We start from the raw sequence: 25,005 nt of genomic DNA, 5'->3' as shown, positions 1-25,005 counted from the left end.
TGCCGCCTGCGGCGGTCAAAAATCTTGGAAGATTGTTGCAAATTTCTTCGAAGAAATTTGAAGGGTTACACGCCGACCTCGGGGCCCGGGCAGTTGAGCGGTGTCGTGCTTTGTGCCACTTCCGACAGCGAGGTGCCGCCATCCGCGCCCATGAAGATGGCGCGCAGGCCGGTGGCTTCGCGGAAGAAGCGCCAGCATTGCGCTTCGGGGTCTTCCTCATAGACGAAGCAGATATTGCCCTGATCCTCGAACCAGTGGCCGTATTGGCAATCATCTTCGGTGAAGGCCCAGATCACCTTGCGGCCGGGAAGATATTGTTCCGATCCCCAGACCATCCCGTCCTGTGCATAGGACAGGGTCTTGCCTGTCGCATAGGCCTCGAACTCGGCGGCGGAGAGGGGGGCGTCGGCCACGGGGCGGGCGGTTTCGGCAAGGCCGGGGCCGGCGGCGAGGAGGAGGCAGAGGGCAAGACGGTAGGGACGAAGCATGACGGGTTCCTTGATCGGGCGCGACCATGCCAGATCGGAAGGGATTTGGCCAGTCACGCCGGAGGGCGGGGCGGGCCTGCGTCAAGCCGGGCGAGATGGGGTTTCATCAGCCGGTGCCAGAGCGGCGGGACCAGGGCTATGGCGGCGGCAAGCGGCAGGGGCCAGGGCAGGCGGGGGGCATCCTCGGGCAGGCGCAGGGCCGGGTAGGGGCGCGCGGGATGGGTGTGGTGGTCGGAATGGCGCGGGGCGTTCAGGAGGAGCGCGGCGGAGAACCAATGTGCGCTGTTCCAGGAATGGCGGGCCGTCACCGGTTCGGGACGCCCGTCCGGTTGGACCGCGCGGGTCAGGCCGTAATGCTGGATATAGTCTGAGAGGTGGATCTGGAGCTGGGCATGGGCTGCGATCAGCAGCCAGAGGGCGATGCCTGCCGGACCGGCGAGGCTGGCGGCGAGGGTGAGGGCGGTGGCCGAGATCAGCGCATAGAGGAGGTAGGGATGCGGGCCGGGATGGGCGCTGCGGCGGCGGAGGTCGTTCTCGGCCCGCAGCCCGGCGCGGAAGCCGCCCCAGGCGGCGCGGGGGAGGTAGCGCCAGAAGCCCCGCCCTTTGGGGGCCGAGGCGGGATCGGCTGGGGTGGCGACATGGCGGTGATGGACGAGGCGGTGGCTGGAGGCGTGATGGCCGATCAGCATCCAGGCATAGACCGCGATGCCGAGCCGGACCTGGGCACGGCGGGCGCGGTGGATCAGCTCATGCGCGGTGGGATGCGCGATCTGGCCCAGCCAGAGGCCGGTGGTGAAGACGAGGGCGGCCTTTTCCGTCAGCGAAAGTAGGGGGTTGGTGGCGCCGAGAAGGGCCAGCGGTGGCAAGGCGAGGGCGAGCAGGCCGAGGATGGCCAGCAGGGCGTCGGCGGCCGGGAATTCCGATCCTTCGGCTGCGCCGCGGTCCACGAGGGGGAGAAGCTGGTCGAGGAGGAGGGACAGGAGCCCCATGTAGAGCAGCCCGGCCCAGAGCCAGGGGCCGCCGTGAAGGCCGCCCAGAGCGAGCAACGGCAGCGGGGCCAGGGTCGCCGCGGCGAAGGCGGCCATGGGAAGGGGGGACGGGGTGCTACTCATGACGCAGGGAAAGTAGCATCGGCGGCGGGGTGCGTCATGCGGGGCTTTGTCGCGGTTTCTGTGGGGGGGGGCGGGGAGACCGCCGCCCTACGGGTGGTGGTCGGGGGATCGGGCGTGGTTGGGGGTGGAGAAGGTGCGGTTGAGTATTTGGGCCAAGGTGAAGAGGCGGGGTTGACGGGGCGCTTTCAGCGCCTGGGGCCGGGTGGGGGCGAGAGGGGGGTGTTTGTCGGGACTTCCGTTCAAGGGCGGAAGGGATTAGGTGACGGGAAGGCCATTGGCGGAAAGGGGCGGCATGTCCTTCTTCAAGAAACTGCGCGACCGGATGTTCCGGTCTTCCGACAAGATCGGCGAGGGGCTGGAGGCGCTGGTCGCGGAAGAGGGCGGGGCGGCGGAGGCGCCGCCTGCTGCGGATGCGCCTGCGGCGGAGACGGCCGCGCGGGCGGAGCCGGAGGCGACGAAGCCGGGGCTTCTGGGGCGGCTGTTCGGCGGCGGTGCCGCGGCGGAGGAACCCCGGCGGCTGGTCGATGACGCCATGCTGGAAAGCCTGGAAGAGGTGCTGATCCAGGCCGATATGGGGGTGGAGACGGCGACACGCGTCACGGCCAATATCGCCGAGGGGCGGTTTGGAAAGCGCATCTCTACCCGCGAGCTGAAGGCGGCGCTGGCGGGTGAGGTGGCGCGGATCATGGAGCCCGTGGCGCGGCCCTTGCCGCTTTACCCCAAGCGGCCGCAGGTCGTGCTGGTGGTGGGGGTGAACGGGTCGGGCAAGACAACGACCATCGGGAAGCTGGCCAGCCAGTTCAAGGCGGCGGGGAAATCGGTCGTGATCGCGGCGGGCGACACCTTCCGCGCGGCGGCGGTGGAGCAGTTGCAGATCTGGGGGCAGCGGGCCGGGGTGCCGGTGCTGACGGCGCCGGAAGGATCGGACCCGGCCTCGTTGGCCTTCGATGCGCTGACAAAGGCGCAGGAGCAGGGGGCGGATCTTCTGCTGATCGACACGGCGGGGCGGTTGCAGAACCGGCAGGACCTGATGGAGGAACTGGCCAAGATCGTGCGGGTGATCCGCAAGGTGGATGCGACCGCGCCGCATAACACGCTTTTGGTGCTGGATGCGACGACGGGGCAGAACGCGCTGAGCCAGGTGGAGATTTTCCGCAAGATTGCGGATGTGACGGGGCTGGTGATGACGAAGCTTGACGGCACGGCCAAGGGCGGCGTGCTGGTGGCGCTGGCGGACCGGTTCGGGCTGCCCATCCATGCGATCGGGGTGGGGGAGCAGATCGACGATCTGGCCCCGTTCGACCCCGAGGATTTCGCGAAGGCGCTGGTCGGGCAGGAGTGAGCGGCTGGCTGATCTCGCTGGAAGGGACCGAGGCGGGGCGCGATCTGGCGCTGGCGCTGGCCCTGCTGGCGGCGGTGCTGCATGCGCTGTTCGGGGCGTTGCAGAAGGGGCGGCATGATCCGTGGATGTCACGGGCGGTGATCGACCTGTGTTACGGGGTGATCGCCATTCCCTTCGCGCTTTTCGTGGTGCCCTGGCCGGAGCCGCATATGTGGGCGATCTTTGCCGGGGCCTTTGTCATCCATGCCGCTTACAAGCTGTTGCAGGCGATGGCCTATGACCGGGGGGCCTATACGGTGGTCTATCCGGTGGTGCGGGGGACGGGGCCGTTCTTTGCGGTGATCGGGGCGGGGATCGTCTTTGGCGAGACCTATGGCGCGGGGCAATGGGCGGGTGTCGGCATCCTGATGGCGGGCATCTTCGGGCTGGCGGCCTGGAACCTGCGGCATGTGGAGGTGGACCGCGAAACGCTGGTGCCGGCGCTGGGGCTGGCGGTGGTGACCGGGGCCTTCGTTGCGCTTTACACCACCTATGACGCCTATGGCATCCGGGCGACGGCGGACCCGTTTACCTTTCTGGCCTGGTTCTTCATGATCGACGGGGCGCTGTTCCCGGCGCTGATGGCGCGGCGGATGCTGCGGCTGAACCGGGCCGAGGCGGTGCCGCTGTTCCGGCGGGGGGTGATGGGGGCCTTCGTGGCCTATGCTTCTTTCGGGTCGATCATGCTAGCGACGCGGCTGGACAAGGTGGGGGAGGCGGCGGTGTTGCGCGAAACCTCGACCGTATTCGCCGCCTTGATCGGCTGGTGGGTTCTGGGCGAGAAGGTGGGCGCGGTGCGTGCCGCCTTGATGGGATTGATCGCGGCGGGCGCCGTGGTGATGGAATGGGCGGGGTGAGGCGATGGCCGAGAAGAAACTGCATCCGGGGGTGAAGCTGGCGCTGGAACTGGGGCCCATTGCCCTGTTCTTTGCCGGATATGTGATGCTGAAGGATGAGGTCTTCCCCATCGGTGGCACGGAGTATGACGGCTTCATCGTGGTGACGGCGCTGTTCATTCCGCTGATGGTGGTGACGACGGGGATCCTCTGGTGGCTGACGGGCAAGCTGTCGAAGATGCAGATCGCGACGGTGGTGCTGGTGATCCTGTTCGGCGGGCTGTCGGTCTGGCTGAATGACGAGCGGTTCTTCAAGATGAAGCCGACGATGATCTATGTCCTCTTCGGTGGCGTGCTGGGGTTCGGCCTGCTCAGGGGGCAGAGCTATCTGCGGGTTGTGATGGAAGAGGCGCTGCCGATGCGGGCGGAAGGGTGGATGATCCTGACGAAGCGGCTGATGCTGTTCTTCTTCGCGCTGGCGGTGGCGAATGAGGCGGTGTGGCGGTCGATGTCCACCGAGGCCTGGGTGAATTTCAAGACATTCGGCCTGACGGCGGCGCTGTTTTTGTTCTTCATGACGCAGGGCGGCGTGTTGAGCCGCTATGCCATCGAGGACGAGAAGAAGGAGTGAGGGCGGAGGGAGGTGTTAACCTGCGCCGGGGTTGGGTGGCGTGAAACACGTCTCCGTCGGGCTATTGGAGGGGTGCGTGGATCACGCACCCTACGGAAAATGGAAAAGGGCGGCCCCGGGGGGCCGCCCTTTTCGGTAACTTGCGCCCGTGGCTTATGCCAGAGCGAGGTTCGTCGCGGATTCGCGGCCGTTGCGGTCACGCTCCAGATCGAAGGTGACGGCCTGACCGTCGTTCAGGGCACGGATGCCCGCACGCTCCAGCGCGGTGATGTGGACGAAAACGTCCTTCTGGCCGCCTTCCGGAGCGATGAAGCCGAAGCCTTTGGTGGCGTTGAACCATTTCACGGTGCCGTTGGCCATCGTGAGATCTCCTGTCTTGGGTGCCACCCGCGATGTGCGATGGCCTGGCTCAGGGTCGTGTCAAGGTCGCGTCTGACAGCCCGAGGGAAGACAGAAGGTCGAAAGATCGAATAAAGCCCGCAAGCCCTGCGCCCTTTTCGGGACAATAGCAAGCGAATTCGCGTCATGCGCGAAAAAGGGCGGCGTTTTGCGCGCCGCCCTTTCATACTTGTTCGAAGGAAATTGCAATTTCCTTGAGGAAAACCGGTGTTTCAGCGCTTGAAGAGGATTTCCTGCGCCTTCTTGTCGGTTGTGGTGTCGGAGCGGCGTTCCATCCCGACGGCGGCGCCTTTTTCGAAGGCGGGGCGGGCGGCGAGTTCCTCCAGCCAGCGCTTGAAGTTGGGCTTGTCGTCCAGGGTCTGTTCCTGCCCCTGCCAGCCCATCGCCCAGGGCCAGATGGCGAAATCGGCGAGGGAGAGGAAGTCGCCCGCGGCGTAGCGGGTTTTCGCAAGCTGCTTGTCGAGGACGCCGTAGAGGCGGCCCACCTCGCGGCGGTAGCGGTCTTTCGCATAGGGCAGGTCGTGGGGCGGGTCCATGCTGGGGGCGTATTTCAGGAAATGATGCGCCTGACCGGCCATCGGGCCGACACCGCCCATCTGCCACATCAGCCACTGTTCCACGGCGGCCTGTTCGCGGGCGTTCGATCCGCCGAATTTGCCCGTCTTGCGCGCGAGGTATTGCAGGATCGCGCCGGATTCGAAGATCGAGATGGGCTGGCCATCCGGACCTTCGGGATCGGTGATCGCGGGCATCCGGTTGTTCGGCGCGATGGCGAGGAAGTCGGGCTTGAACTGGTCGCCCGCGCCGATGTTGACGTAGTGGACATCGTAGGGAAGGCCCATTTCCTCGAGCGCGATGGTGATCTTCTTGCCGTTGGGGGTGGGCCAGTAGTGGAGTTGGATGGGGGCTGTCATGGGGACTCCTGTTCCTGTCGTGCTGATGTTGCGGCTGCGGCGGGCGGGAGCAAGGTGCAAAATGGGGCGCAAAATGCGCCACTGGTCTGTGCGTGGCTGCGCGGGCGGCGTTGACCTTTCTGCGGCGCAGGCGTATCGGGCGGATGTGGCGCTTTGTTACCGGATTGCGGGCCACGTTAAACAAGCCGCTAAAGAGGTGAGGGGATGATGCCCCGGCACCTCTGGGTTTGCCGGGGCTTTTTCTTGGCCGGGGGCCGCAGACGATGACCGACTGGAAGACGCGCACGAAGCTGGTGCATGAGGGAACCCGCCGCAGCCAGTATGGCGAGATGGCGGAAGCGATCTTCCTGACGCAAGGCTTCGCCTATGAGAGCGCCGAGAGCGCCGAGGCGCGGTTCGTGAAGGCGGGGGAGGATGAGTTCATCTATGCCCGCTATGGCAACCCCACGACGCGGATGTTCGAGGAGCGGATCGCCGCGCTGGAGGGGACGGAGGATGCCTTTGCGACCGCCTCCGGCATGGCGGCGGTGAACGGGGCGCTGACCGCGATGCTGCGGGCCGGGGATCATGTGGTGAGTTCCCGCGCGCTGTTCGGGTCCTGCCTTTACATTCTGGAGGAGGTGCTGACGCGCTATGGCGTGAAGGTGACCTTCGTGGATGGGGCCGATCTGGACCAGTGGCGGGCCGCCGTGGTGCCGGGTACGAAGGCGGTGTTCTTCGAATCCATGTCGAACCCGACGCTGGAGCTGGTGGATATCCGTTCGGTTTCCGAGATTGCCCATGCGGTGGGTGCGGTTGTGATCGTGGACAATGTCTTTGCCACGCCGATCTTTTCCCGCGCGGTGGAGCAGGGGGCGGATGTGGTGGTCTATTCCACCACCAAGCATATCGACGGGCAGGGGCGCGCGCTGGGCGGGGTGGTCTGCGGGTCGAAGGAGTGGATCCGCAAGGTGCTGGAACCCTATATGAAGCATACCGGCGGGTCGATGAGCCCCTTCACCGCCTGGATGCATCTGAACGGGATGGCGACGCTGGATCTGCGCTGCCGGGCGATGGCGGAGGCGGCCTTGCAGGTGGCGCGGGCGCTGGAGGGGGAGGGCCGCGTGTCGCGGGTGATCTATCCGGGGCTGGAAAGCCATCCGCAGCATGATCTGGCCATGGCGCAGATGGGATCGGGCGGGACGCTGGTGACCTTTGAGGTCAAGGGCGGGAAAGAGGCGGCGTTCCGTTTCATGAACGCGCTTGAGATCGCCAAGATTTCCAACAATCTGGGCGATGCCAAGACGATTGCCACCCATCCGGCCACGACCACCCATCAACGGCTGCCGCAGGAGCAGAAGGACAAGCTGGGGATCACGCCCGGCCTGATCCGGCTGTCGGTGGGGCTGGAGGATGCCGAAGACCTGATCGCGGACCTGCGGCAGGCGCTGGCGCGGGCCTAGTCTCCGAAAGGGGTAGGTCAATGTCGGAAACGGGTGCAATCTGTGCGTCCGTCGTCATTTCATTGTGATGGCGGAACGCCTATATTCGACCTTCGTCCGGGCCTTCGGGGCGCGGGCGCGGTGATCCGAAGGGCCCTTGGCTGCGTAAAACCTGTTGACATTGACGGCGGGGGAACCCGCCCGAACCGAAAGGCAAGACCATGAATATCCATACCCCCGAACTTGACCGCCAGCCTTCCCGCGAAGAGGCGGAGGCGGCACTGGCCGTGCTGCGGCGCTGGGCGGGGAAGGCCTCGGATGCCGAGATCGCGACGCTGGATTCCTCGGTCGCCTATCTGATTCCGGGCGAGGGCTATCCGGCGCTGTCGCGCGCCTATCCGTCTGATTTCGTGGTGGATTCCGTCTACAAGGACAGCCTGCCCGACTTGCAGAACGGGCCTGCAAGCCTGATCCGGGGCGAGAAGGCGCTGATCCAGCATGTGGGGATTTCGAATTTCCGCCTGCCGATCCGCTATCGCACCCGCGACAATGGCGAGATCATGCTGGAGACCAGCGTGACCGGGACGGTCAGCCTTGAGGCCGAGAAGAAGGGCATCAACATGAGCCGCATCATGCGGTCCTTCTATGCCCATGCCGAACGGGATTTCAGCTTTGCCGTGATCGAGCACGCGCTGGAGGATTACAAGCGCGATCTGGAAAGCTTTGATGCGCGCATCCAGATGCGGTTCTCCTTCCCGGTGAAGGTGGGGTCGTTGCGGTCGGGTCTTTCCGGCTGGCAGTATTACGATATCGCGCTGGAACTGGTGGACGTGGCCGGGGTGCGCAAGAAGATCATGCATCTGGACTTTGTCTATTCCTCGACCTGCCCCTGTTCGCTGGAACTGTCGGAACATGCCCGCCGCACGCGGGGACAACTGGCCACGCCGCATTCGCAGCGGTCGGTGGCGCGGATTTCGGTGGAGGTGAAGCCGGGCAAGCGGCTGTGGTTCGAGGACCTGATCGACCTGGCGCGCGAGGCGGTGCCGACCGAGACGCAGGTGATGGTGAAGCGCGAGGATGAGCAGGCCTTTGCGGAGCTGAACGCCGCGAACCCGATTTTCGTGGAGGATGCGGCGCGGTCCTTCTGCCAGGCTCTGAAGGGCGACGGGCGGATCGGCGATTTCCGCATCGTGGCCAGCCATCAGGAAAGCCTGCACAGCCATGACGCGGTGAGCGTTCTGACCGAAGGCCCGACCTTTGCGGCGGAAAGCCTTGATCCGCGCCTGTTCCAGACGCTGTATCACGTCGGCTGATCCGACGCGTTGTCGTTGACCGGGGGCGGGCAGGGGCTGTAGCACTTGGCCCACCATGGTTGATTTCCGGCCCATCGCCTATGTTTTCGGTCGCATCCTGATCGTGCTGGCGATCCTGATGCTTGGGCCTGCCGCCATTGACTGGAGCGCCGGGGATGAGAATGCCTCGGCGCTGTTGTTTTCGGCGGTGATTACCGGGGGGATCGGGGGGCTGATCGCGCTGGCGACGGCCAATGGGCTGCGCGGGTCTTTCGATGTGCGGCAGGCCTATCTTCTGACGGCGGTGATCTGGTTCGGGCTGCCGGTCTTTGCCGGGCTGCCCTTCATGCTGGGCGTGCCGAACCTGCATTTCACCGAAGCCTATTTCGAGGCGGTGTCGGGCATCACCACCACGGGGGCGACGGTGATCTACGGGCTGGACGGGATGCCCGCGGGGATGAACCTGTGGCGGGGCCTGCTGAACGCGGCCGGGGGGTTGGGGATCGCCTTCGTGGCGATGATCTTCCTGCCGGTGATGCGGGTGGGGGGGATGCAGTTCTTCCGGACCGAAGGGTTTGACACTTTCGGCAAGGCGGTGCCGCGGGCGACGGACCTCGCCAAGCAGTTGCTGGGGGTCTATCTGGGGCTGATCGTGATTGCGGGGCTGACCTTCGCGGCGATCGGGATGAATGCGCTGGATGCGACGGTGCATGCGATGGCCGCCATCGCGACGGGCGGGTTTTCGCCGCGCGATGGGTCTTTCAACGAGTATATCGGGGCGGGGGAGTATCTGGGGGCGCTGTTCATGTTCCTCGGGAGCCTGCCCTATGTGCGCTATGTGCAGCTTGTGAACGGGGATTCGCGGCCGCTGTGGCAAGACAGTCAGGTGCGGGCCTATGTGAAGGTGCTGGGCCTTGCCGTGGGAACCGTCACGCTCTGGCGGTGGTTCACCTCGGACATGGAGTTCGAGGATGTCTTCCGGGAAAGCCTGTTCAACCTGACCTCGATCATGTCTTCTACTGGCTTCTTCTCGGGGTCCTTCCCGCTCTGGGATGGCTACATGCTGATCGTGGCTTTCGTGATCGGGATCATCGGGGCCTGTTCGGGGTCGAGTGCGTCCGGGCTGACCGTGTTCCGGGTGCAATTGGCCGCGGCGGCGCTGATCCAGCAATTGCGCCAGATCGTGACTCCGGGGCGGGTGAGCCCGGTGAAGTATGACGGGCGGACGGTCGGGGCGGATGTTCTGGATGCGCTGATGCTTTATGTTGCGGGCTTCATCCTGACTTTGGGCGTCCTGACCGTGGCCATGACCCTGACGGGGGTCGATACGACATCCTCGCTTTTCGCGGTTTGGACGGCGCTGGGGAATATCGGATACGGTTTCGGGCCCATGGTGGAGCGGACGGGGACCTTTGTCGATTTCCCGGATGCGGCGAAGTGGATCATGACGCTGGCGATGCTGCTGGGTCGGCTCGGGTTGCTGACGATCTTCGTGCTGGTGCTGCCGCGGTTCTGGCAGAGATAAAATTACGTAATTTACGTAATCAAATCACCCGTTCCCTGTGTTGACAGAGGCGGGGGCAGACCGCACTTTCGCCCCATGATTGATTTGAGACCCGTCGCCCATGTCTGCGGTCTGGTGACCGTCGCGCTGGGCGGGATGATGGGCTTTCCCATGATCCTTGACTGGACGGCGGGGGACCCGAACTGGCGGGCCTTCCTTCAAGCGGGGCTGATCTGCGTGCTGGTCGGGGGCGCAGTGGCCCTTGCCACGGCGAATGCGTTGCAGGCCGCGCTGACGGTGCCGCAGGTCTTTCTGATGACGGTGCTGACCTGGGTCGCGGCCTGTTTCTTCGGGGCGCTGCCCTTTGTTCTGGGGGCGCCGGGGGTCGGCTGGCTGGACGCGATCTTTGAGGCGACGTCGGGGCTGACGACGACGGGGGCCACGGTCTTTGTCGGCATTGATGACCTGCCGATGGGGGTGAACCTGTGGCGGGTGATGCTGCACTGGCTGGGGGGGCTTGGCATCGTCATCGTGGCGATGCTGTTCCTGCCGGTGATGAAGGTCGGCGGGATGCAGTTCTTCCGGTCGGAAGGGTTTGACACGCTGGGAAAGGTGCTGCCGCGCGCCCTCGATATCTCGGCCGCGCTGGTGCAGATCTATGTGGTGATTACGGTGGCCTGCGCGCTGACCTATGCGGTCTTGGGGATGAGCGGGTTCGATGCGGTGGCCCATGCGCTTTCGACCGTATCGACGGGGGGATTTTCGACCTCGGACCAGTCTTTTGCGAAATTCGCGGGGCCGCTGGAATATGCCGCCATCGTCTTCATGCTGCTGGGCAGCCTGCCCTTCATCCGCTTCATCCAGGCCTGGCAGGGGGATTGGCAGCCCTTGTGGAAGGACCGGCAGGTGCGGGCCTATCTGCGCTGGAACGCCTATGCGATCGGGGTGATCGTGGTCTATGAGGTGATGACGCATGACCTGCCGCTGGAGGTGGTCTTGCGGGAAGCCGCCTTCAACGTGGTGTCGATCTTTTCCGGGACAGGGTTCACGAGCGCCGATCTTTCGGGCTGGGGGGCCTTTCCCTTTGCGGTGCTGTTCATCACCGGGCTGATCGGGGGCTGCACCTCTTCGACGGGCTGTTCGGTGAAGGTGTTCCGCTGGCTGATCCTGCTGGAGGCGGCGAGGTTGCAGGTGCGGCGGCTGTTCGAGCCGAACCTGGTGGCGCGGCTGCGCTATGACGGGCGGGCGGTGGACGAGGATGTGCTGAATGCGGTGATCGCCTTCTTCACGCTGTTCATGCTGAGCTTCGGTCTGTTGGCGGTGGCGCTGTCGCTGGCGGGGCTGGAGGTGAAGACGGCGGTGACGGCGGCCTGGACGGCGATTGCCAATGTCGGCCCCGCCTTCGGGCCGGAGGTGCATCCGACCGGCGCGCTGCTGGAGTTTCCGGCGGCGGCGAAGGCCATCATGATCTTTGGCATGCTGATGGGGCGGCTGGAACTGGTCGCCGTCTATATCCTGTTCCTGCCGCGTTTCTGGCGGGGGTGAGTGAGGCCCGGCAGAAGCTGGCCCGGCAGGGTCAGGACCGACAGCATCAGTCCCAGCAGGAGACGAGGACCGTCATCCGTGCCGTCTGGCGGGCCAGGTCTTCGGGCGGGAGCGCGCCGCGGCGGGCGGATTGCGCCAGCGTGACGCCCTGCGTGGCCAGCGCTGCGGCAATGGCCGGGCCGGTCGCGGCGAAGGAGACGCCATCGGGCAGGATGCGGGCGGGGTCGTCGGAGGCGGGCAGGAGAAGCCCGAGGACGGCGCCGGTATTGTCCACCACAGGGCCGCCTGCATCGCCGGGAAGGGCGGTGAGGGCGAGGCGTTTCAGGCCCTGTTCGCCTTGCAGGCCTTGGCCTGCCTCCAGCGTGCCGAAGGTCAGGACGGGGGCGGGGAGCGCCTCGCCATAGCTGTAGCCGGCGACGGCGATCTCGGCCCCGATGCGATCGGGGGCAAGCTGGAATTCGGCAGTGGCGGGGGGCGAGACCGGGGTGGCGGGGGTCAGGAGGGCGATGCCTGTCGCGGGATCGGAGAGGGCGACGCGCGCCTCGGTCGTGGTGTCGAGCGTGATGCGGGCGCATTGCGCGACGGTGGCGGCGCTGGTCAGGACGCGGCCTTCGGCATCGACGAAGAAGCCGGAGGCGGAGAGGCGGGGCTTGCGCACCTCGAGCCCGGCGAGGAGCCCGGCCTTCGTGGCATCGTCCATCGGCACGATGCCGGGGTCGAGGGCGCGGTCGCCGACGGGGCGGAAGCTGGCCTCGACGGCGGGGAGGATGCGGTCGATGGGCAGGTCGGCGGCGGGGTTCCAGGTCACGATCCAGCCCTTGACCAGACCGCGCGACAGTTCGGCATAGGCTTGCGATACCACGGTCGCGCTTTCGCCCCGCAGGGTGAAGCTGCGTTCGCCGCGTTCGCGCGGGCCGGTGGTGGGCATGATGGTAAGGGTCTGGAGCGTGTCATAGAGCGCGTAGAGCGCGGCCTGGTCGCCGGGAAGCGAGATCAGCGTGATGCGCAGGTCATCCGACCCGTCCTTGGCGGTGAAATGGACGAAGGGCGGTTCGTAATGGTCGAAGGCGAGGAGGGCGGTGGGAAGGGTGACTTCGATGCCGGCCTCGGCCTCGGTGATCGTGTCGAGGCCGAGCGCGGCCTGTTCGGCCTGGTAATTGGCGACGAGGGTGCCGCGCTGGAGCGTGGTGAGGATGCCCGTCGGTTCGAACCCGTTCGCCTCTTGCCAGCCCTGCATGGAGGCGCGGGTGCCGCGCCCGAAGGCGCCGTCTATGGTGCTGTCGTAGAAGCCGAACCATTTGAGCGCGGTCTGGATCAATTCGCGTTCCTGCTGGGTGAGCAGGGATTCGGAGGCGCGGGCCTCTTCCACGCTTTCATCGGGCAGGGCCGGGTTCTGCGGGGCGGGGTCGGCTGCTGCCGCGTCTGCGGCGGTCGTATCGGGGGCGGGTTCGGGGGCGGGCGTCACGCTGCCTTCGGGGGGCCAGAACCGCGCGCGGTAATTCGACCCGTCGCTGACGAAACTGTCACGCGGAACGAGGTTTTCGCGTTTCAGGCTGTCGAGCCGCAGGGCGGCATCGGCGCGGTCGAAGGGGCCGAGCGCGATGACATGCCAGCCGGATGGCACCACGAAACCCTGCACATTGTCGAATAAGGCGGTCCAGGCCTCGGCCCGGTCGCGCGCCTGGGCGAGGTCGGGCTTGGCTTCGATCTGGAGATAGACCTCGCCGGCCTCTTGGGCAGATGCCGGACCCGGGGGGAGAAGAAACAGACCGAGGGTCAGGACGGCAAGAGCCAGACGGAGCATTCGACAATTCCATGTTCAGGGCGGGCCGGAGCCTAGCAGAGCAGCCACCGGATGCACGTGCTTTCCGGGACGGGTTTGCAAGGATTGACCCCTGTCAGCCTCTTGCCTATGGAGGGGGCGGTTTTCAAGAGGGCCCGGTCATGGCTGACAGCGCGACGCTTCCCCGCAGCTTTCAGGAGATCATCCTGCGTCTGCAAGCCTATTGGGCCGCCAAGGGCTGTGCGGTGCTGCAACCCTATGACATGGAGGTGGGGGCGGGGACCTTCCATCCGGCGACCACGCTGCGCGCGCTGGGGTCGAAGGCATGGGCCGCGGCCTATGTGCAGCCGTCGCGCCGCCCGACGGACGGGCGCTATGGCGAGAACCCGAACCGGTTGCAGCATTACTATCAGTATCAGGTCATCATCAAACCCTCGCCCCCGGATTTGCAGGAGCTGTATCTGGGGTCGCTGCGGGCGATCGGGCTTGATCCGGCGGTGCATGACATCCGCTTCGTCGAGGATGACTGGGAAAGCCCGACGCTGGGCGCCTGGGGCCTGGGCTGGGAGGTCTGGTGCGACGGGATGGAGGTGAGCCAGTTCACCTATTTCCAGCAGGTCGGCGGGCATGACTGCCGCCCGGTTTCGGGCGAGCTGACCTATGGGCTGGAGCGGCTGGCGATGTATGTGCTGGGGATCGACCATGTGATGGAGATGCCCTTCAACGATCCGCAATCGCCCATCCCGTTGAAATACGGCGACATCTTCCGCCAGACGGAAGAGGAATACAGCCGCCACAATTTCGACGGGGCGACGACCGAGATGCTGTTCCAGCATTTCAAGGATGCCGAGGCCGAATGCGAAAGGCTGCTGGCCTTCGACGCGATTGACCCGAAGAACGGCAAGCGGATCGTGATGGCGCATCCGGCCTATGACCAGTGCATCAAGGCCAGCCATCTGTTCAACCTGCTGGACGCGCGGGGGGTGATCTCTGTCACCGAGCGGCAGGCCTATATCGGGCGGGTGCGGGCGCTGGCCAAGAAATGCGCCGATGCTTTCGTGACGACCGAGGCCGGTGGCGCATCTGGGGGCGCTTCGGGGGGGGCGGCGGCGTGAATGGCAAGATCGTCGGGGGCGCCATCGTGCTGATCGGGCTGGTCGCGGGGATCGCGATGTACTGGTTGCAGGTCCATGCCTTCTACGAGGAGGTGACCTTCGAGCCGGGGGCGGAAATCCGCCTGACCCTGATCGAGGGCGGGGTGGCCGAGCCGATCATCGCGGAAGAGGTGACGGGGATCGACAGCGAAAGCAGCCCGATCCGGTTCCGCGCCTGTTTCCGCACGCCGATGACGCAGGCGATGCTGACCGAGACCTATCGCATCTATGAAGATGCTGTGCCGAATGTCGCGCCGGGCTGGTTCGACTGTTTCGACGCGGCGGCGATCGGTGCGGCGCTGGAGAAGGGGGAGGCGATCGCCTTCCTCTCGGAAGCGGAGATCCATCCCGGCGTGGACCGTGTGGTCGCGGTCTTTCCCGATGGCCGGGCCTTTGCCTGGCATCAGTTGAACGCCTGCGGGCAGGCCGCCTTCAGCGGCGGGTCCGGTGCGGGCGCGTGTGCGCCTGCCAGTTCCAGTCCCTGAGGTGTTCATGCCGGACCCCGCCCCCCGCCCCCGGACGGCCATCGAACGATCCCGCGACCGGGCCTTTCGGCATCCCGGCAATGACGGGCGGCGCGCCTATGCCAAGGGGATGCTGCAAGGCATCGTGTCGATGCTGGGGCCGCGCGATGTGGTGGTGGATTGCGGGGCCAATATGGGCGCGGTGACGGAACTGCTGGCCGATAGCGGCGCGCGGGTCCATGCCTTCGAGCCTGACCCCTATACCTTTGCCAGGCTGCGGGCGGGGCTGGCGGGGCGCGACAACATCACCTTCCATCAGGCCGCCGTCGGGGCCGTGGCAGGCACGTTCCGGTTGCAGCGCGCCGAAGGCTGGGAGGCCAATCCCGATGGCGCCTCCGTCTCGTCCAGCATCGTGGCGGGCGGGCGGCGGATGGCGGATGCCGAGGGGGTGGATGTCACCGTCATCGACTTTCCCGCCTTCCTGCGCGGGCTGGTGGCCGAGCATGGCCGCGTGGCCTTTGTGAAGATAGATATCGAAGGGGCGGAACTGGACTTGCTGGAGGCGATGGAGGGGACGGACCTCTTCGACCATATCCAGCTTCTGGTGGCCGAAACCCATGAGAAGAAGTTTGCCCATCTCGCCCCCCGTTTCGCCGCCCTGCGCGCGCGGATGGCGGCGCGTTTCCCCATCACCCGCGTCAATCTCGACTGGATCTGAGCCATGCCTGACCTGCTCATCGAACTCTTCTCCGAGGAAATCCCTGCGCGGATGCAGGGGAAGGCGGCGGCGGACCTGAAGAAGCTGGTCACTGACGGGCTGGTGGAGGCGGGGCTGACCTATGCGGGGGCGGGGGCCTTTTCGACGCCGCGGCGGCTGGTCCTGTCGGTGGAGGAGCTGACGGCGGAAAGCCGCCCGGTGCGGGAAGAGCGGAAGGGGCCGCGGGTGGATGCGCCTGCGGCGGCGCTGGAGGGGTTCCTGCGGTCCACGGGGCTGACGAAGGACCAGTTGGAGATACGCGACGACAAGAAGGCGCAGGTCTATTTCGCGGTGGTGGAAAAGCCGGGGCGCAAGGCGGATGCGATCGTGGCCGAGGTGCTGGACAGCGTGATCCGCAATTTCCCCTGGCCCAAGTCGATGCGCTGGGGGGCGGGGTCGTTGCGCTGGGTGCGACCGTTGCAGTCGATCCTCTGCCTGATGGTGGATGAGGCGGGCGCGCGGGTGGTGGACCTTGAGGTTGACGGCATCCGGGCGGGGAATACGACGGAGGGGCATCGCTTCATGGGGGCGGGGCGGTTTGCCGTCGCCTCCTTCGAGGATTACCGGGTGAAGCTGTCCCGCGCCAAGGTGATGCTGGATGCGGCCGAGCGCGAGGCGCAGATCTGGCAGGAGGCCACCAACATGGCCTTTGCCGCCGGGTTGGAGGTGGTGGAGGATCGCGGCCTGCTGACCGAGGTGGCCGGGCTGGTGGAATGGCCCGTGGTGCTGATGGGGCAGATCGGCGAGGAATTCCTTGGCCTGCCGGCGGAGGTCTTGCAGACCTCGATGAAGGAGCATCAGAAGTTCTTTTCGGTGAAAAACCCGAAGACGGGGCGGATCGAGCGTTTCATCACGGTCGCCAATATCGAGGCGGCGGATGGCGGGGTGGCGATCCTGAAGGGCAACCAGAAGGTGCTGGCGGCGCGGCTGTCGGATGCGCGCTTCTTCTGGGAGAATGACCTGCGGGTGGCGAAGGGCGGCATGGGCGAATGGGCCGAGGGGCTGCGGTCCGTGACCTTCCACAACAAGCTGGGGTCGCAGGCGGAGCGGATCGACCGGATCGCGGCGCTGGCGCGGGAGATTGCGCCCTTGGTGGGGGCGGATGCGGCGATGGCCGAACAGGCGGCGCGGGTGGCGAAGCTGGACCTGCGGTCGGGGATGGTGGGCGAGTTTGCCGAATTGCAGGGCGTGATGGGGCGGTATTACGCGCTGGAGGCGGGACTGCCTGCGGCGGTGGCGGATGCCTGCCGGGATCATTACTCGCCGCTGGGGCCTTCGGACGCGGTGCCGGTGGAGCCGGTATCAGTGGCCGTGGCGCTGGCCGACAAGATCGACACGCTGACCGGGTTCTGGGCGATTGACGAGAAGCCGACGGGGAGCAAGGACCCCTTCGCGCTGCGGCGGGCGGCGCTGGGGGTTATTCGGTTGGTTTTGGGGAATGGGGTGAGGGTGCGCCTTCACGATGTGTTTGAAAATCGGTTCATGGATGCTCACGCGAGGAATTTCAAGGAAGTTCGGGAGAACATTCGCGCAAGCCTTGTCGCAGACTTGATGGCTGGACGACGTTCTGCGGCTGAAACTGAGACTGCTCTCACGAACCCGGATTGGCTGCACGCGTTCGAGTACATGGAGGCTGCCGCAGCCGTACCTGACAGTGTAAATGAACGTGACCTTGTTGCCGCAGAAAAGGTCGCTGATGCATATGTCTCTCACTATAGTGGGGTCGAATGGAGGAACAGTGAGGTTCCAAAAATTCGTGACCTTCTCGCCTTCTTCCACGACCGCCTGAAGGTCTTCCTCCGCGATCAGGGCATCCGGCATGACGTCATCGACGCCTGCCTCGCCATGCCCGGCAATGACGACCTGACGCTGCTGGTGAAGCGGGCGCAGGCGTTGCAGTCCTTCCTGTCCTCGGAGGATGGCACCAACCTGCTGCAAGGGTTCAAGCGGGCGAACAACATCCTGAGCCAGGCGGAAGCCAAGGACGGGGTGGAGTATTCCTTCGGCGCGGACCCGAAATTTGCCGAGAATGACGAGGAGCGGGCGCTGTTCAACGCGCTGGATGTGGCGGAACAGGCCATCGGCCCCGCGATGAAGGCCGAGGATTTCGCCGCTGCTATGGGGGCGATGGCGCAGTTGCGCGCGCCGATCGACGCTTTCTTTACCGCCGTGCAGATCAACACCGACAACCCCGTGGTGCGGCGCAACCGGTTGAATCTGCTGCATCGCATCCGGGCGATCTGTGCAGGGGTGGCGGATCTGACGAAGGTGGAAGGCTGAGCATCGGGGGGGATGGGCAGGATTGCCCATCCTACGGGGGCAAGGGTCGGGATGTAGGATGGGCAGGATTGCCCATCCTGCCTTACAGAATTCCGGGCAATGTCAGGCTTGATTGACAGCCCGCATGGCGTATCCTGCATGTGCAAAGGAAAGGTCGCCGCAGTGCAGAAGATGGACGTGCTTCCCGATTTCGCCGAGGTGACGCCTTCGGCGCGCATCCAGACCACGGCCCATGGCTGGCGGGCCAAATGCCTGCAACGCCTTGTGCGGCTGGACCTGCCGGTGCCCGAGACGGTGGCGCTGCCTGCCGCCACGATCCGCGCCATCGCGGCGGGGCATCCGGTGGATGTGGAGGCGATTCTGGCGCATTTCGGGGATGACACGCTGATCTCTGTCCGGCCCAGCCCGGTGAACCCCGATTGGGGTGGGCCGGCGACCATCCTGAATGTGGGCATGAATGCCGCGCGCCATGCGATGCTGGCGGAACGGCATGGGCAGGCGGCGGCGGATGCGCTCTATCTGCGCTTCGTGCAGGCCTATGCGACGCATGTGGCGCGGCTGGACCCCGACATGTTCGAGAACCGTGCGGCGAGTGCCGAGGCGCTGCGCGATGCGCTACGGGTCTATGAGCTGGAGATGGACGAGGAATTCCCGCAGGAGCCGGCGCGGCAACTGGCCGAGGTGCTGCGCTCCATGGCGCGGGCCTGGGAGGGGACGACGGCGCGGCTTCTGCGCCAGGCCAAGGGCGCGCCGGAGGATGCGGGGCTGGGCCTTGTGGTGCAGGAGATGGCGCAGGGGATCGGCAAGGGGGTGTCTGGCTCTGGCGTGATCCAGTTCGTCGATCCGGTGACGGGGCTGCCGCAGGTGACGGGGCGCTATCTGGGGCAGAGCCAGGGGCGGGATGCGCTGAAGCGGACCGAGGCCATCTATCTGACTCGCGATCCGCGCGGGCCGTCACTGGAGGAGCTGGCGCCGGGGCTGTTTGCCGATCTCCTGCGCTTTGGCGCCTCGTGCCGGGTGAAGCTGCGCGAGGAGATGCAGATCGAATTCACCATCGAGGACGGGCATCTGTCGGTTCTGGATGCGGTGAAGGTGGCGCGGTCGGCGCGGGCGGGGTTGAAGATCGCCGTGGCGCTGGCCGAGGACGGGGTGATTTCCGAGGCGGAGGCGGTGCTGCGGGTGGAGCCGCGGGCGCTGTCGGAGCTGTTGCATCCGCAGGTGGACCCGCGGGGCGGGCGCGATGTCTTCGTCAAGGGGATCGCGGCCAGCCCCGGTGCGGCGACGGGGCGAATCGTGTTTTCGTCCCAGGCGGCGCAGGCCAGTGCGGCGCGGGGCGAGCCCTGCATTCTGGTGCGGCGCGAGACGGCGCCGGAGGATATTCGCGGGATGCATTCGGCGGTGGGTGTGCTGACCGAGCGGGGGGGGATGACCTCGCATGCCGCCGTGATCGGGCGGGGGCTTGGCCTGCCCTGTATCGTGGGGGCGTCGGACCTGAAGCTGGATGCGAAGGACCGGAAGCTGACCGCGCCGGACGGGCGGGTGTTCCGCGAGGGCGACATCATCACCGTGGACGGGACGGCGGGCGAGGCGCTGGCGGGGGCGGCCGAGATGCTGGCGCCGGCGCTGGACGATTCCTTCCGCAAGCTTCTGGGCTGGGCGGACCAGCATCGCGATATCGGGGTGCGGGCCAATGCCGACACGCCGCAGGATGCGGCCACGGCGCGGCAGTTCGAGGCGCAGGGAATCGGGCTGTGCCGGACGGAACATATGTTCTTTGAGGAAGACCGCCTGATCGTGATGCGCGAGATGATCTTTGCCGATACGCCCAAGGACCGGGCGGCGGCGCTGGCGCGGCTTTTGCCGATGCAGCGGGACGATTTCGTGCAGCTTTTCGACATCATGCAGGGGCTGCCGGTCTGCATCCGCCTGTTCGACCCGCCGCTGCACGAATTCCTGCCGCAGTCGCGCGAGGGGTTGCGGGAACTGGCCGAGGCGCTGGACCGGCCCCTTTCGGAGGTGACGCGACGGGCCGAGGCCCTGGCCGAGTTCAACCCGATGCTGGGGATGCGCGGGGTGCGGCTGGGGGTCGTGCTGCCGGAAATCTATGACATGCAGGCGCAGGCCATCTTTGAGGCGACGGTGGAGGTGGGGCGGCGCGGCGCGGCGGTGGTGCCGGAGATCATGATCCCGCTGGTCAGCGCCCGGCGCGAGGTGGAGCTGGTCAAGACCCGCGTCGATGCGGTGGCGGCCAAGGTGCGCACCAAAGCGGGGGCGGATTTCGCCTACAAGCTGGGCGTGATGGTGGAGACGCCGCGCGCCGCGCTGCGGGCGGGCGAGATCGCGCAGCACGCGGCCTTTCTGTCCTTCGGGACGAATGACCTGACGCAGATGACCTATGGCCTGTCGCGCGACGATGCGGGGCGGTTCATGAATACCTATGTGCAGCAGGGCGTGTTCCCGGAAGACCCGTTCCATATCCTGGACGTGGACGGGGTGGGCGAGCTTTTGCATATCGGGGCGGAGCGGGGGCGGCGGACGCGCGGCGACCTTGTCCTGTCGATCTGCGGCGAGCATGGGGGGAACCCGGAATCCATCGCCTTCTGCCGCAAGGCGGGGTTCGACTATGTTTCCTGCTCGCCCTATCGGGTGCCGCTGGCCCGGCTTGCGGCGGCACATCTGGCCTTGCAGGAACGCATGGAGACTCCAGATACGCGAGTGCAATCGCGCAAAAAGTGATTCAAGATCATGTGGTTGCGTGGTGAAGCTGCGCTACTGCATTAAGTGATTTCGGCGGATATCCGCCGAAACTTGTCTGATTTTGGTTGCAATTTTGCCACATTGGTAGACTCGCGGTCCCTGAGTCGTTTACCCCCGCGCCTCGCCATCGGTGGCTTGACCGGTGGCGGAGGGAAACAACCGGGGCACACGAGACAATGCGCTTGCAAACAGGCTGGATCGCGGGGGCAATGGCCGCCGTCTTCCTGAATGGAGCGGCCTTCGCCGAGGTGACGGTCAGCCAGTCCAACGATCCGACCGTCGCCTTGGGCGGGACGATGAGCACGCTGCTGGGGGCCGAGAAACAGGCCCTTGCCGCCCTTCCGGGGCAACGCCTGACCGAACTTGCGGTGGGGCCGAAGGTGGAGACGCGGACGACGCCCGCCACGCCTGCGGTGCCGACCGTGATCCGCTATGACGATGCCTGGCTGGCGACGCTGCCGGCACCCCAGGGCGATGCCGAATGGGAATGCCTGAGCAAGGCCATCTATTTCGAGGCGCGGGGCGAGACGCTGCGCGGCCAGTTCGCAGTGGCGGAAGTGATCCTGAACCGGGTGGACAGCCCGGATTACCCGCGCAGCATCTGCGGTGTGGTGCAGCAGCGCGGCGGCGGCGGGTGCCAGTTCAGCTATGTCTGCGACGGCCGGGCCGACCGGATGCGGGACCCCGAAGCCGTCTGGAGGGCCGAGCGCATCGCTCGGGTGATGATGGATGGCGCGCCGCGCGCCCTGACGATGGGGGCCACGCATTTCCATACCCGCTGGGTCCGGCCCGGCTGGGCGCGGCGCTTTCCGCAGACGGCGGCGATCGGGGCGCATCTCTTCTACAAACAGCCCTGAGGGGGTGCGGACCGAGTCGCCTTGGTTGCGCATTCTGCCGGGATCGGACATGGAAGTGTGAGGGGCAGGGGCTATCCTGCCCCTGTTTCTTTGCGCGCCGAAGGAGGCGAGACCATGACCAGCGACATCCGCCTTGCCTTCGCGCATCCTGAAGAGCGGGCCGTCGCCTCGGCCAGTGCCGACCCGCGCGACCGCATCTCGCTGCGCGACCATGTGGTCGAGGTGGAGATCGGCGCCTTCCAGCAGGAGCGCGGGACGCGCCAGCGCATCCAGTTCAATGTGGTGGTCGAGGTGCGGCCGCAGCCGCAGCCGCTGGATGACGATGTGGACAAGATCCTGAGCTATGACCGGATCACCGAGGCCATCGCGGCCGAGCTGGCGGCGGAACGGCTGAACCTTCTGGAGACGCTGGCCGAGCGGGTGGCAGAGCGCATCCTGGCCGAGCCGCAGGCAATGCGCGCCTTCGTGCGGGTGGAGAAGCTGGATCGCGGTCCCGGCAAGCTGGGGGTGGAGATCGTGCGGTCGCGCGCCGAGGCGCCCTTGCGGGCGGTGGGGAAGGACGGGGTGGAGGCGGCGGTGCATCCGCTGGTCGTGTTCCTCGACAATGCGGCGATCCATGCGGCGGACCTGTCGGCGCGGCTGGACGCGTTGCAGGCGCGCGGCGTGCCGGTGATCCTGACGGTGGGGCTGCCCGATGAGGCGCGGCCCGAGACGGGGCACAAGCCGACGCAGCGGCGGATCGACCTGCTGGCCATCGAGCAGAACGCCTGGACGCTGGCGGCGCGGGATGACCGCTGCGTGGTGGTGGCGACGCGGACCGAGATCGACTGGGCGGTGAAGCGCGGGCAGATGATCGTCTGGGCGCCGTCCAAGCTGGTGCTGGATGCGGTGGACGGGCCGCAGAGCCGCGATCCGGTGGCGCTGGCGCTGTGGCTGGCCGAGGTGATGGCGGCGAGCGGGATCGTCGTTCACGGGGATGTTGCAGTCCCGGCAGGAAGCCGCGTGCCGGTGGAGCGCGGCTGAGTCGGGCAGGTCTTGCACGGGCGCGGCGCTGCGCCTAGGCAGGGCGCATGGAATATTACCGCCCGATTGCATCTGTCGATCCTTGCCGCCCTGCGGGGGCGCTGCCGCTTGCCGGCGGCTGGTGCTGGTTTGCGGAGGTGGAGGTGCTGCGGCGTGATGCGCCGCCGCGCGTGGTGCCGCTGTCGGCCCTTGCAGGTGAGGTGCGCGACCGGCTGAGCGCGCCGCGGCCGGCCTTTGGTGGCATGGAGATGGATGCGCCACGGATCATGGGCATCCTCAATGTGACACCGGACAGCTTTTCCGACGGGGGGAAGTTCCTGGCCCCCGAGGCGGCGCTGGCGCAGGCGCGGGCGATGGCCGCGGCGGCGGATATGCTGGACATCGGCGGCGAAAGCACGCGGCCCGGCGCGGCGGAGGTGGAGGTCGCCGAAGAGGTGGCGCGGACGGCGCCGGTGATTGCGGCGCTGCGCGACGGGGGCCTTGGGTGCCCCATCTCCATCGACACGCGGAAAGCGCCTGTGGCGCGGGCGGCGCTGGCGGCGGGCGCGGGCATCGTGAACGATGTAGCGGCCATGGGGTTTGATCCTGCGATGGCGTCGGTCGTGGCGGAAGCGGGCGCGCCGGTCATCCTGATGCATTCCGTGGGCACGCCCGCGACGATGCAGGATGACCCGCGCTATGAGGATGTGCTGCTGGACGTTTACGATTTCCTGAAGGCGCGGATCGCTGTGGTCGAGGCGGCGGGGATTTCGCGCGACCGGATCATGGTCGATCCCGGAATCGGGTTCGGCAAGACGGCGGCGCATAACCTGGCGCTGATCCGGCGGTTGTCGCTGTTCCATGATCTGGGGGTGCCGGTCCTGCTGGGCGCGTCGCGGAAGCGGTTCATCGGAGCGATTGGTGGCGAAGCCGTGGCGGAACAGAGGGTTGCGGGATCGCTGGCGGTGGCGCTGGCGGGGGTGGCGCAGGGCGCGCAGGTGCTGCGCGTGCATGACGTGGCCGAGACGCGGCAGGCGCTGCGGCTGTGGCAGGCGGTGAATGGAGTGGGGACATGACGCGGAAACTGTTCGGAACCGATGGCGTGCGGGGGAAGGCGAATACCTACCCGATGACGGCGGAAATGGCGCTGAAGCTGGGGGCGGCGGCCGGGCGGTTCTTTCGGCGCGACGGGAGTTCGGTGCATCGGGTGGTGATCGGCAAGGATACGCGGCTGTCGGGCTATATGCTGGAGAACGCGCTGACGGCGGGGCTGACCTCGACGGGGATGAATGTGCTGCTGCTGGGCCCGGTGCCGACGCCCGCCGTGGGGTTCCTGACGCGGTCGATGCGGGCCGATCTGGGGGTGATGATTTCTGCCAGCCACAACCCGCATTACGACAATGGAATCAAGTTCTTTGGCCCTGACGGGTTCAAGCTTTCGGATGAGGCGGAGGCGGAGATCGAGGCGATCCTTGAGGGCGAGATCCGTCCGGCGCGGCCGGAGAAGATCGGGCGGGCGAAGCGGATCGAGGATGCGAAGGGACGCTATCAGGAGTTCGTCAAGACGACGCTGCCCTCGGGCGTGCGGCTGGATGGGATCAAAGTGGTAATAGATTGCGCGAACGGGGCGGCCTACAAGGCGGCGCCGGAGGTGCTGTGGGAACTGGGGGCGGAGGTCATTCCGGTGGGGGTTTCGCCCAACGGGACGAATATCAACGACCGCTGCGGATCGACCCATGTGGAGACGGCGGCGGAGGCGGTGGTGGCCCATGGGGCGGATGTGGGCATCTGTCTGGATGGTGACGCGGACCGGGTCATGATCCTGGATTCCCACGGAAAAGTTGCCGATGGCGATCAGATCATGGCGCTGATGGCGCTGCGCTGGGCGGCGGAGGGGCGGCTGCGGGGGGGGGCTTTGGTGGCGACGGTGATGTCTAACCTGGGGCTGGAGCGGCGCTTGGGGGAGGCCGGGCTGCGGCTGGAGCGGACGGCGGTGGGGGACCGCTACGTGGTGGAGCGGATGCGCGAGGGCGGTTTCAATCTGGGAGGCGAGCAGTCGGGGCATATCGTCATGACGGACTATGCCACGACGGGGGACGGGCTGGTTGCCGGGCTGCAATTCCTGGCCGAAATGGCCCGGACGGGGGAGAGCGCGGAGCGGTTGTCGCGGCAATTCGAGACGGTTCCCCAAAGACTTAGCAATGTGCGCTATGGCGAGGGCAAACGGCCGCTGGAGGATGCGGGGGTGCAGGCGGTGATCGCGGCGATGGAGGAGAAGGTGGTCGGGAAGGGCCGCATCCTCATTCGCAAATCGGGAACCGAGCCGCTGGTCCGGGTGATGGCGGAATGCGAGGATTCCGCCCTTCTGGACGAGGTTGTGGGGACGATCGTGGCGGCGGTGGAGCGGGCGGCGGGGTGATTTCGGCCG

At 66.5% G+C, this 25,005-nt stretch carries 21 protein-coding genes and 1 riboswitch; of the genes, 16 read left to right on the top strand and 5 right to left on the bottom strand.

Annotated features, from left to right (window positions below):
• Positions 1–65 precede the first annotated feature (65 nt).
• Positions 66–488: a hypothetical protein gene (locus tag C0V75_RS16625; RefSeq protein ID WP_101922080.1), complete on the bottom strand. Its 423-nt coding sequence runs from the start codon at positions 486–488 to the stop codon at positions 66–68.
• 53 nt (positions 489–541) lie between these two features.
• Complete coding sequence (locus tag C0V75_RS16620; protein WP_101922079.1) at positions 542–1,573, bottom strand: alkane 1-monooxygenase; 1,032 nt, start codon at positions 1,571–1,573, stop codon at positions 542–544.
• Between the two features lie 319 nt (positions 1,574–1,892).
• Here C0V75_RS16620 and ftsY point away from each other — a divergent pair, with 319 nt between their 5' ends.
• From ftsY to C0V75_RS16605, 3 genes are read left to right on the top strand one after another with little or no spacing between them, the layout of a single operon-like run.
• The gene (gene ftsY / locus C0V75_RS16615) at positions 1,893–2,942 is read left to right on the top strand and encodes a signal recognition particle-docking protein FtsY (RefSeq protein ID WP_101922078.1); all 1,050 of its coding nucleotides are present in this window, start codon (positions 1,893–1,895) and stop codon (positions 2,940–2,942) included.
• Entirely contained in the window at positions 2,939–3,838 is a 900-nt protein-coding gene (locus C0V75_RS16610; protein WP_101922077.1) for a DMT family transporter, read from the top strand. Before ftsY ends, C0V75_RS16610 begins: the two co-directional genes overlap by 4 nt.
• Positions 3,839–3,842: 4 nt before the next feature.
• Positions 3,843–4,448, top strand: a complete 606-nt coding sequence (locus C0V75_RS16605) for an inner membrane-spanning protein YciB (protein ID WP_101922076.1) — start codon at positions 3,843–3,845, stop codon at positions 4,446–4,448.
• A 153-nt stretch (positions 4,449–4,601) separates the two neighbouring features.
• On the opposite strand, the gene C0V75_RS16600 is transcribed toward C0V75_RS16605, so the two are convergent.
• Entirely contained in the window at positions 4,602–4,808 is a 207-nt protein-coding gene (locus tag C0V75_RS16600; RefSeq protein WP_101922075.1) for a cold-shock protein, read from the bottom strand.
• 251 nt (positions 4,809–5,059) lie between these two features.
• Positions 5,060–5,761, bottom strand: coding sequence for a glutathione S-transferase N-terminal domain-containing protein (locus tag C0V75_RS16595; protein WP_101922074.1), 702 nt, complete (start codon positions 5,759–5,761; stop codon positions 5,060–5,062).
• Between the two features lie 135 nt (positions 5,762–5,896).
• Positions 5,897–5,974: riboswitch (SAM riboswitch) on the top strand.
• Between the two features lie 50 nt (positions 5,975–6,024).
• Here C0V75_RS16595 and metZ point away from each other — a divergent pair.
• From metZ to C0V75_RS16575, 4 genes are all read left to right on the top strand, one after another.
• Entirely contained in the window at positions 6,025–7,203 is a 1,179-nt protein-coding gene (gene metZ, locus C0V75_RS16590) for an O-succinylhomoserine sulfhydrylase (RefSeq protein WP_101922073.1), read from the top strand.
• Positions 7,204–7,403: 200 nt separating this feature from the next.
• Positions 7,404–8,495, top strand: coding sequence for a GTP cyclohydrolase FolE2 (folE2, locus tag C0V75_RS16585; protein WP_101922072.1), 1,092 nt, complete (start codon positions 7,404–7,406; stop codon positions 8,493–8,495).
• Between the two features lie 55 nt (positions 8,496–8,550).
• Positions 8,551–9,999, top strand: coding sequence for a TrkH family potassium uptake protein (locus tag C0V75_RS16580; RefSeq protein ID WP_101922071.1), 1,449 nt, complete (start codon positions 8,551–8,553; stop codon positions 9,997–9,999).
• 75 nt (positions 10,000–10,074) lie between these two features.
• The gene (locus tag C0V75_RS16575; protein ID WP_101922070.1) at positions 10,075–11,523 is read left to right on the top strand and encodes a TrkH family potassium uptake protein; all 1,449 of its coding nucleotides are present in this window, start codon (positions 10,075–10,077) and stop codon (positions 11,521–11,523) included.
• A gap of 46 nt (positions 11,524–11,569) precedes the next feature.
• On the opposite strand, the gene C0V75_RS16570 is transcribed toward C0V75_RS16575, so the two are convergent.
• The gene (locus tag C0V75_RS16570) at positions 11,570–13,327 is read right to left on the bottom strand and encodes a serine protease (RefSeq protein WP_101922069.1); all 1,758 of its coding nucleotides are present in this window, start codon (positions 13,325–13,327) and stop codon (positions 11,570–11,572) included.
• 140 nt (positions 13,328–13,467) lie between these two features.
• Here C0V75_RS16570 and C0V75_RS16565 point away from each other — a divergent pair, with 140 nt between their 5' ends.
• The 9 genes from C0V75_RS16565 (at position 13,468) to glmM (ending at position 24,996) form a co-directional block, all read left to right on the top strand.
• Positions 13,468–14,421, top strand: coding sequence for a glycine--tRNA ligase subunit alpha (locus C0V75_RS16565; protein ID WP_101922068.1), 954 nt, complete (start codon positions 13,468–13,470; stop codon positions 14,419–14,421).
• Positions 14,418–14,945 carry a DUF6446 family protein gene (locus tag C0V75_RS16560; RefSeq protein ID WP_101922067.1) on the top strand — a complete coding sequence of 176 codons (528 nt, stop codon included), beginning with the start codon at positions 14,418–14,420 and terminating at the stop codon, positions 14,943–14,945. The genes C0V75_RS16565 and C0V75_RS16560 overlap by 4 nt, the downstream gene beginning before the upstream one ends.
• 7 nt (positions 14,946–14,952) lie before the next feature.
• Positions 14,953–15,642 (top strand): FkbM family methyltransferase, encoded by a 690-nt coding sequence (locus C0V75_RS16555; protein WP_101922066.1) that lies wholly within the window; start codon positions 14,953–14,955, stop codon positions 15,640–15,642.
• A gap of 3 nt (positions 15,643–15,645) precedes the next feature.
• Positions 15,646–17,961 carry a glycine--tRNA ligase subunit beta gene (gene glyS / locus C0V75_RS16550; RefSeq protein WP_101922065.1) on the top strand — a complete coding sequence of 772 codons (2,316 nt, stop codon included), beginning with the start codon at positions 15,646–15,648 and terminating at the stop codon, positions 17,959–17,961.
• A gap of 171 nt (positions 17,962–18,132) precedes the next feature.
• Positions 18,133–20,697, top strand: a complete 2,565-nt coding sequence (locus C0V75_RS16545; RefSeq protein WP_371410696.1) for a putative PEP-binding protein — start codon at positions 18,133–18,135, stop codon at positions 20,695–20,697.
• Positions 20,698–20,927: 230 nt separating this feature from the next.
• Positions 20,928–21,575: a cell wall hydrolase gene (locus tag C0V75_RS16540; RefSeq protein WP_371410695.1), complete on the top strand. Its 648-nt coding sequence runs from the start codon at positions 20,928–20,930 to the stop codon at positions 21,573–21,575.
• Positions 21,576–21,689: 114 nt separating this feature from the next.
• Positions 21,690–22,598 carry a dihydroneopterin aldolase gene (locus tag C0V75_RS16535; RefSeq protein ID WP_101922063.1) on the top strand — a complete coding sequence of 303 codons (909 nt, stop codon included), beginning with the start codon at positions 21,690–21,692 and terminating at the stop codon, positions 22,596–22,598.
• A gap of 47 nt (positions 22,599–22,645) precedes the next feature.
• Entirely contained in the window at positions 22,646–23,653 is a 1,008-nt protein-coding gene (folP, locus tag C0V75_RS16530; protein WP_101922062.1) for a dihydropteroate synthase, read from the top strand.
• Complete coding sequence (gene glmM / locus C0V75_RS16525; RefSeq protein WP_101922061.1) at positions 23,650–24,996, top strand: phosphoglucosamine mutase; 1,347 nt, start codon at positions 23,650–23,652, stop codon at positions 24,994–24,996. The genes folP and glmM overlap by 4 nt, the downstream gene beginning before the upstream one ends.
• The last annotated feature ends 9 nt before the right edge of the window (positions 24,997–25,005 follow it).

Origin of the sequence: Tabrizicola sp. TH137 (genome assembly GCF_002855575.1) — a bacterium.
GTDB lineage: Bacteria > Pseudomonadota > Alphaproteobacteria > Rhodobacterales > Rhodobacteraceae > Paragemmobacter.
This window is presented reverse-complemented; position numbering and strand designations above follow the sequence as displayed.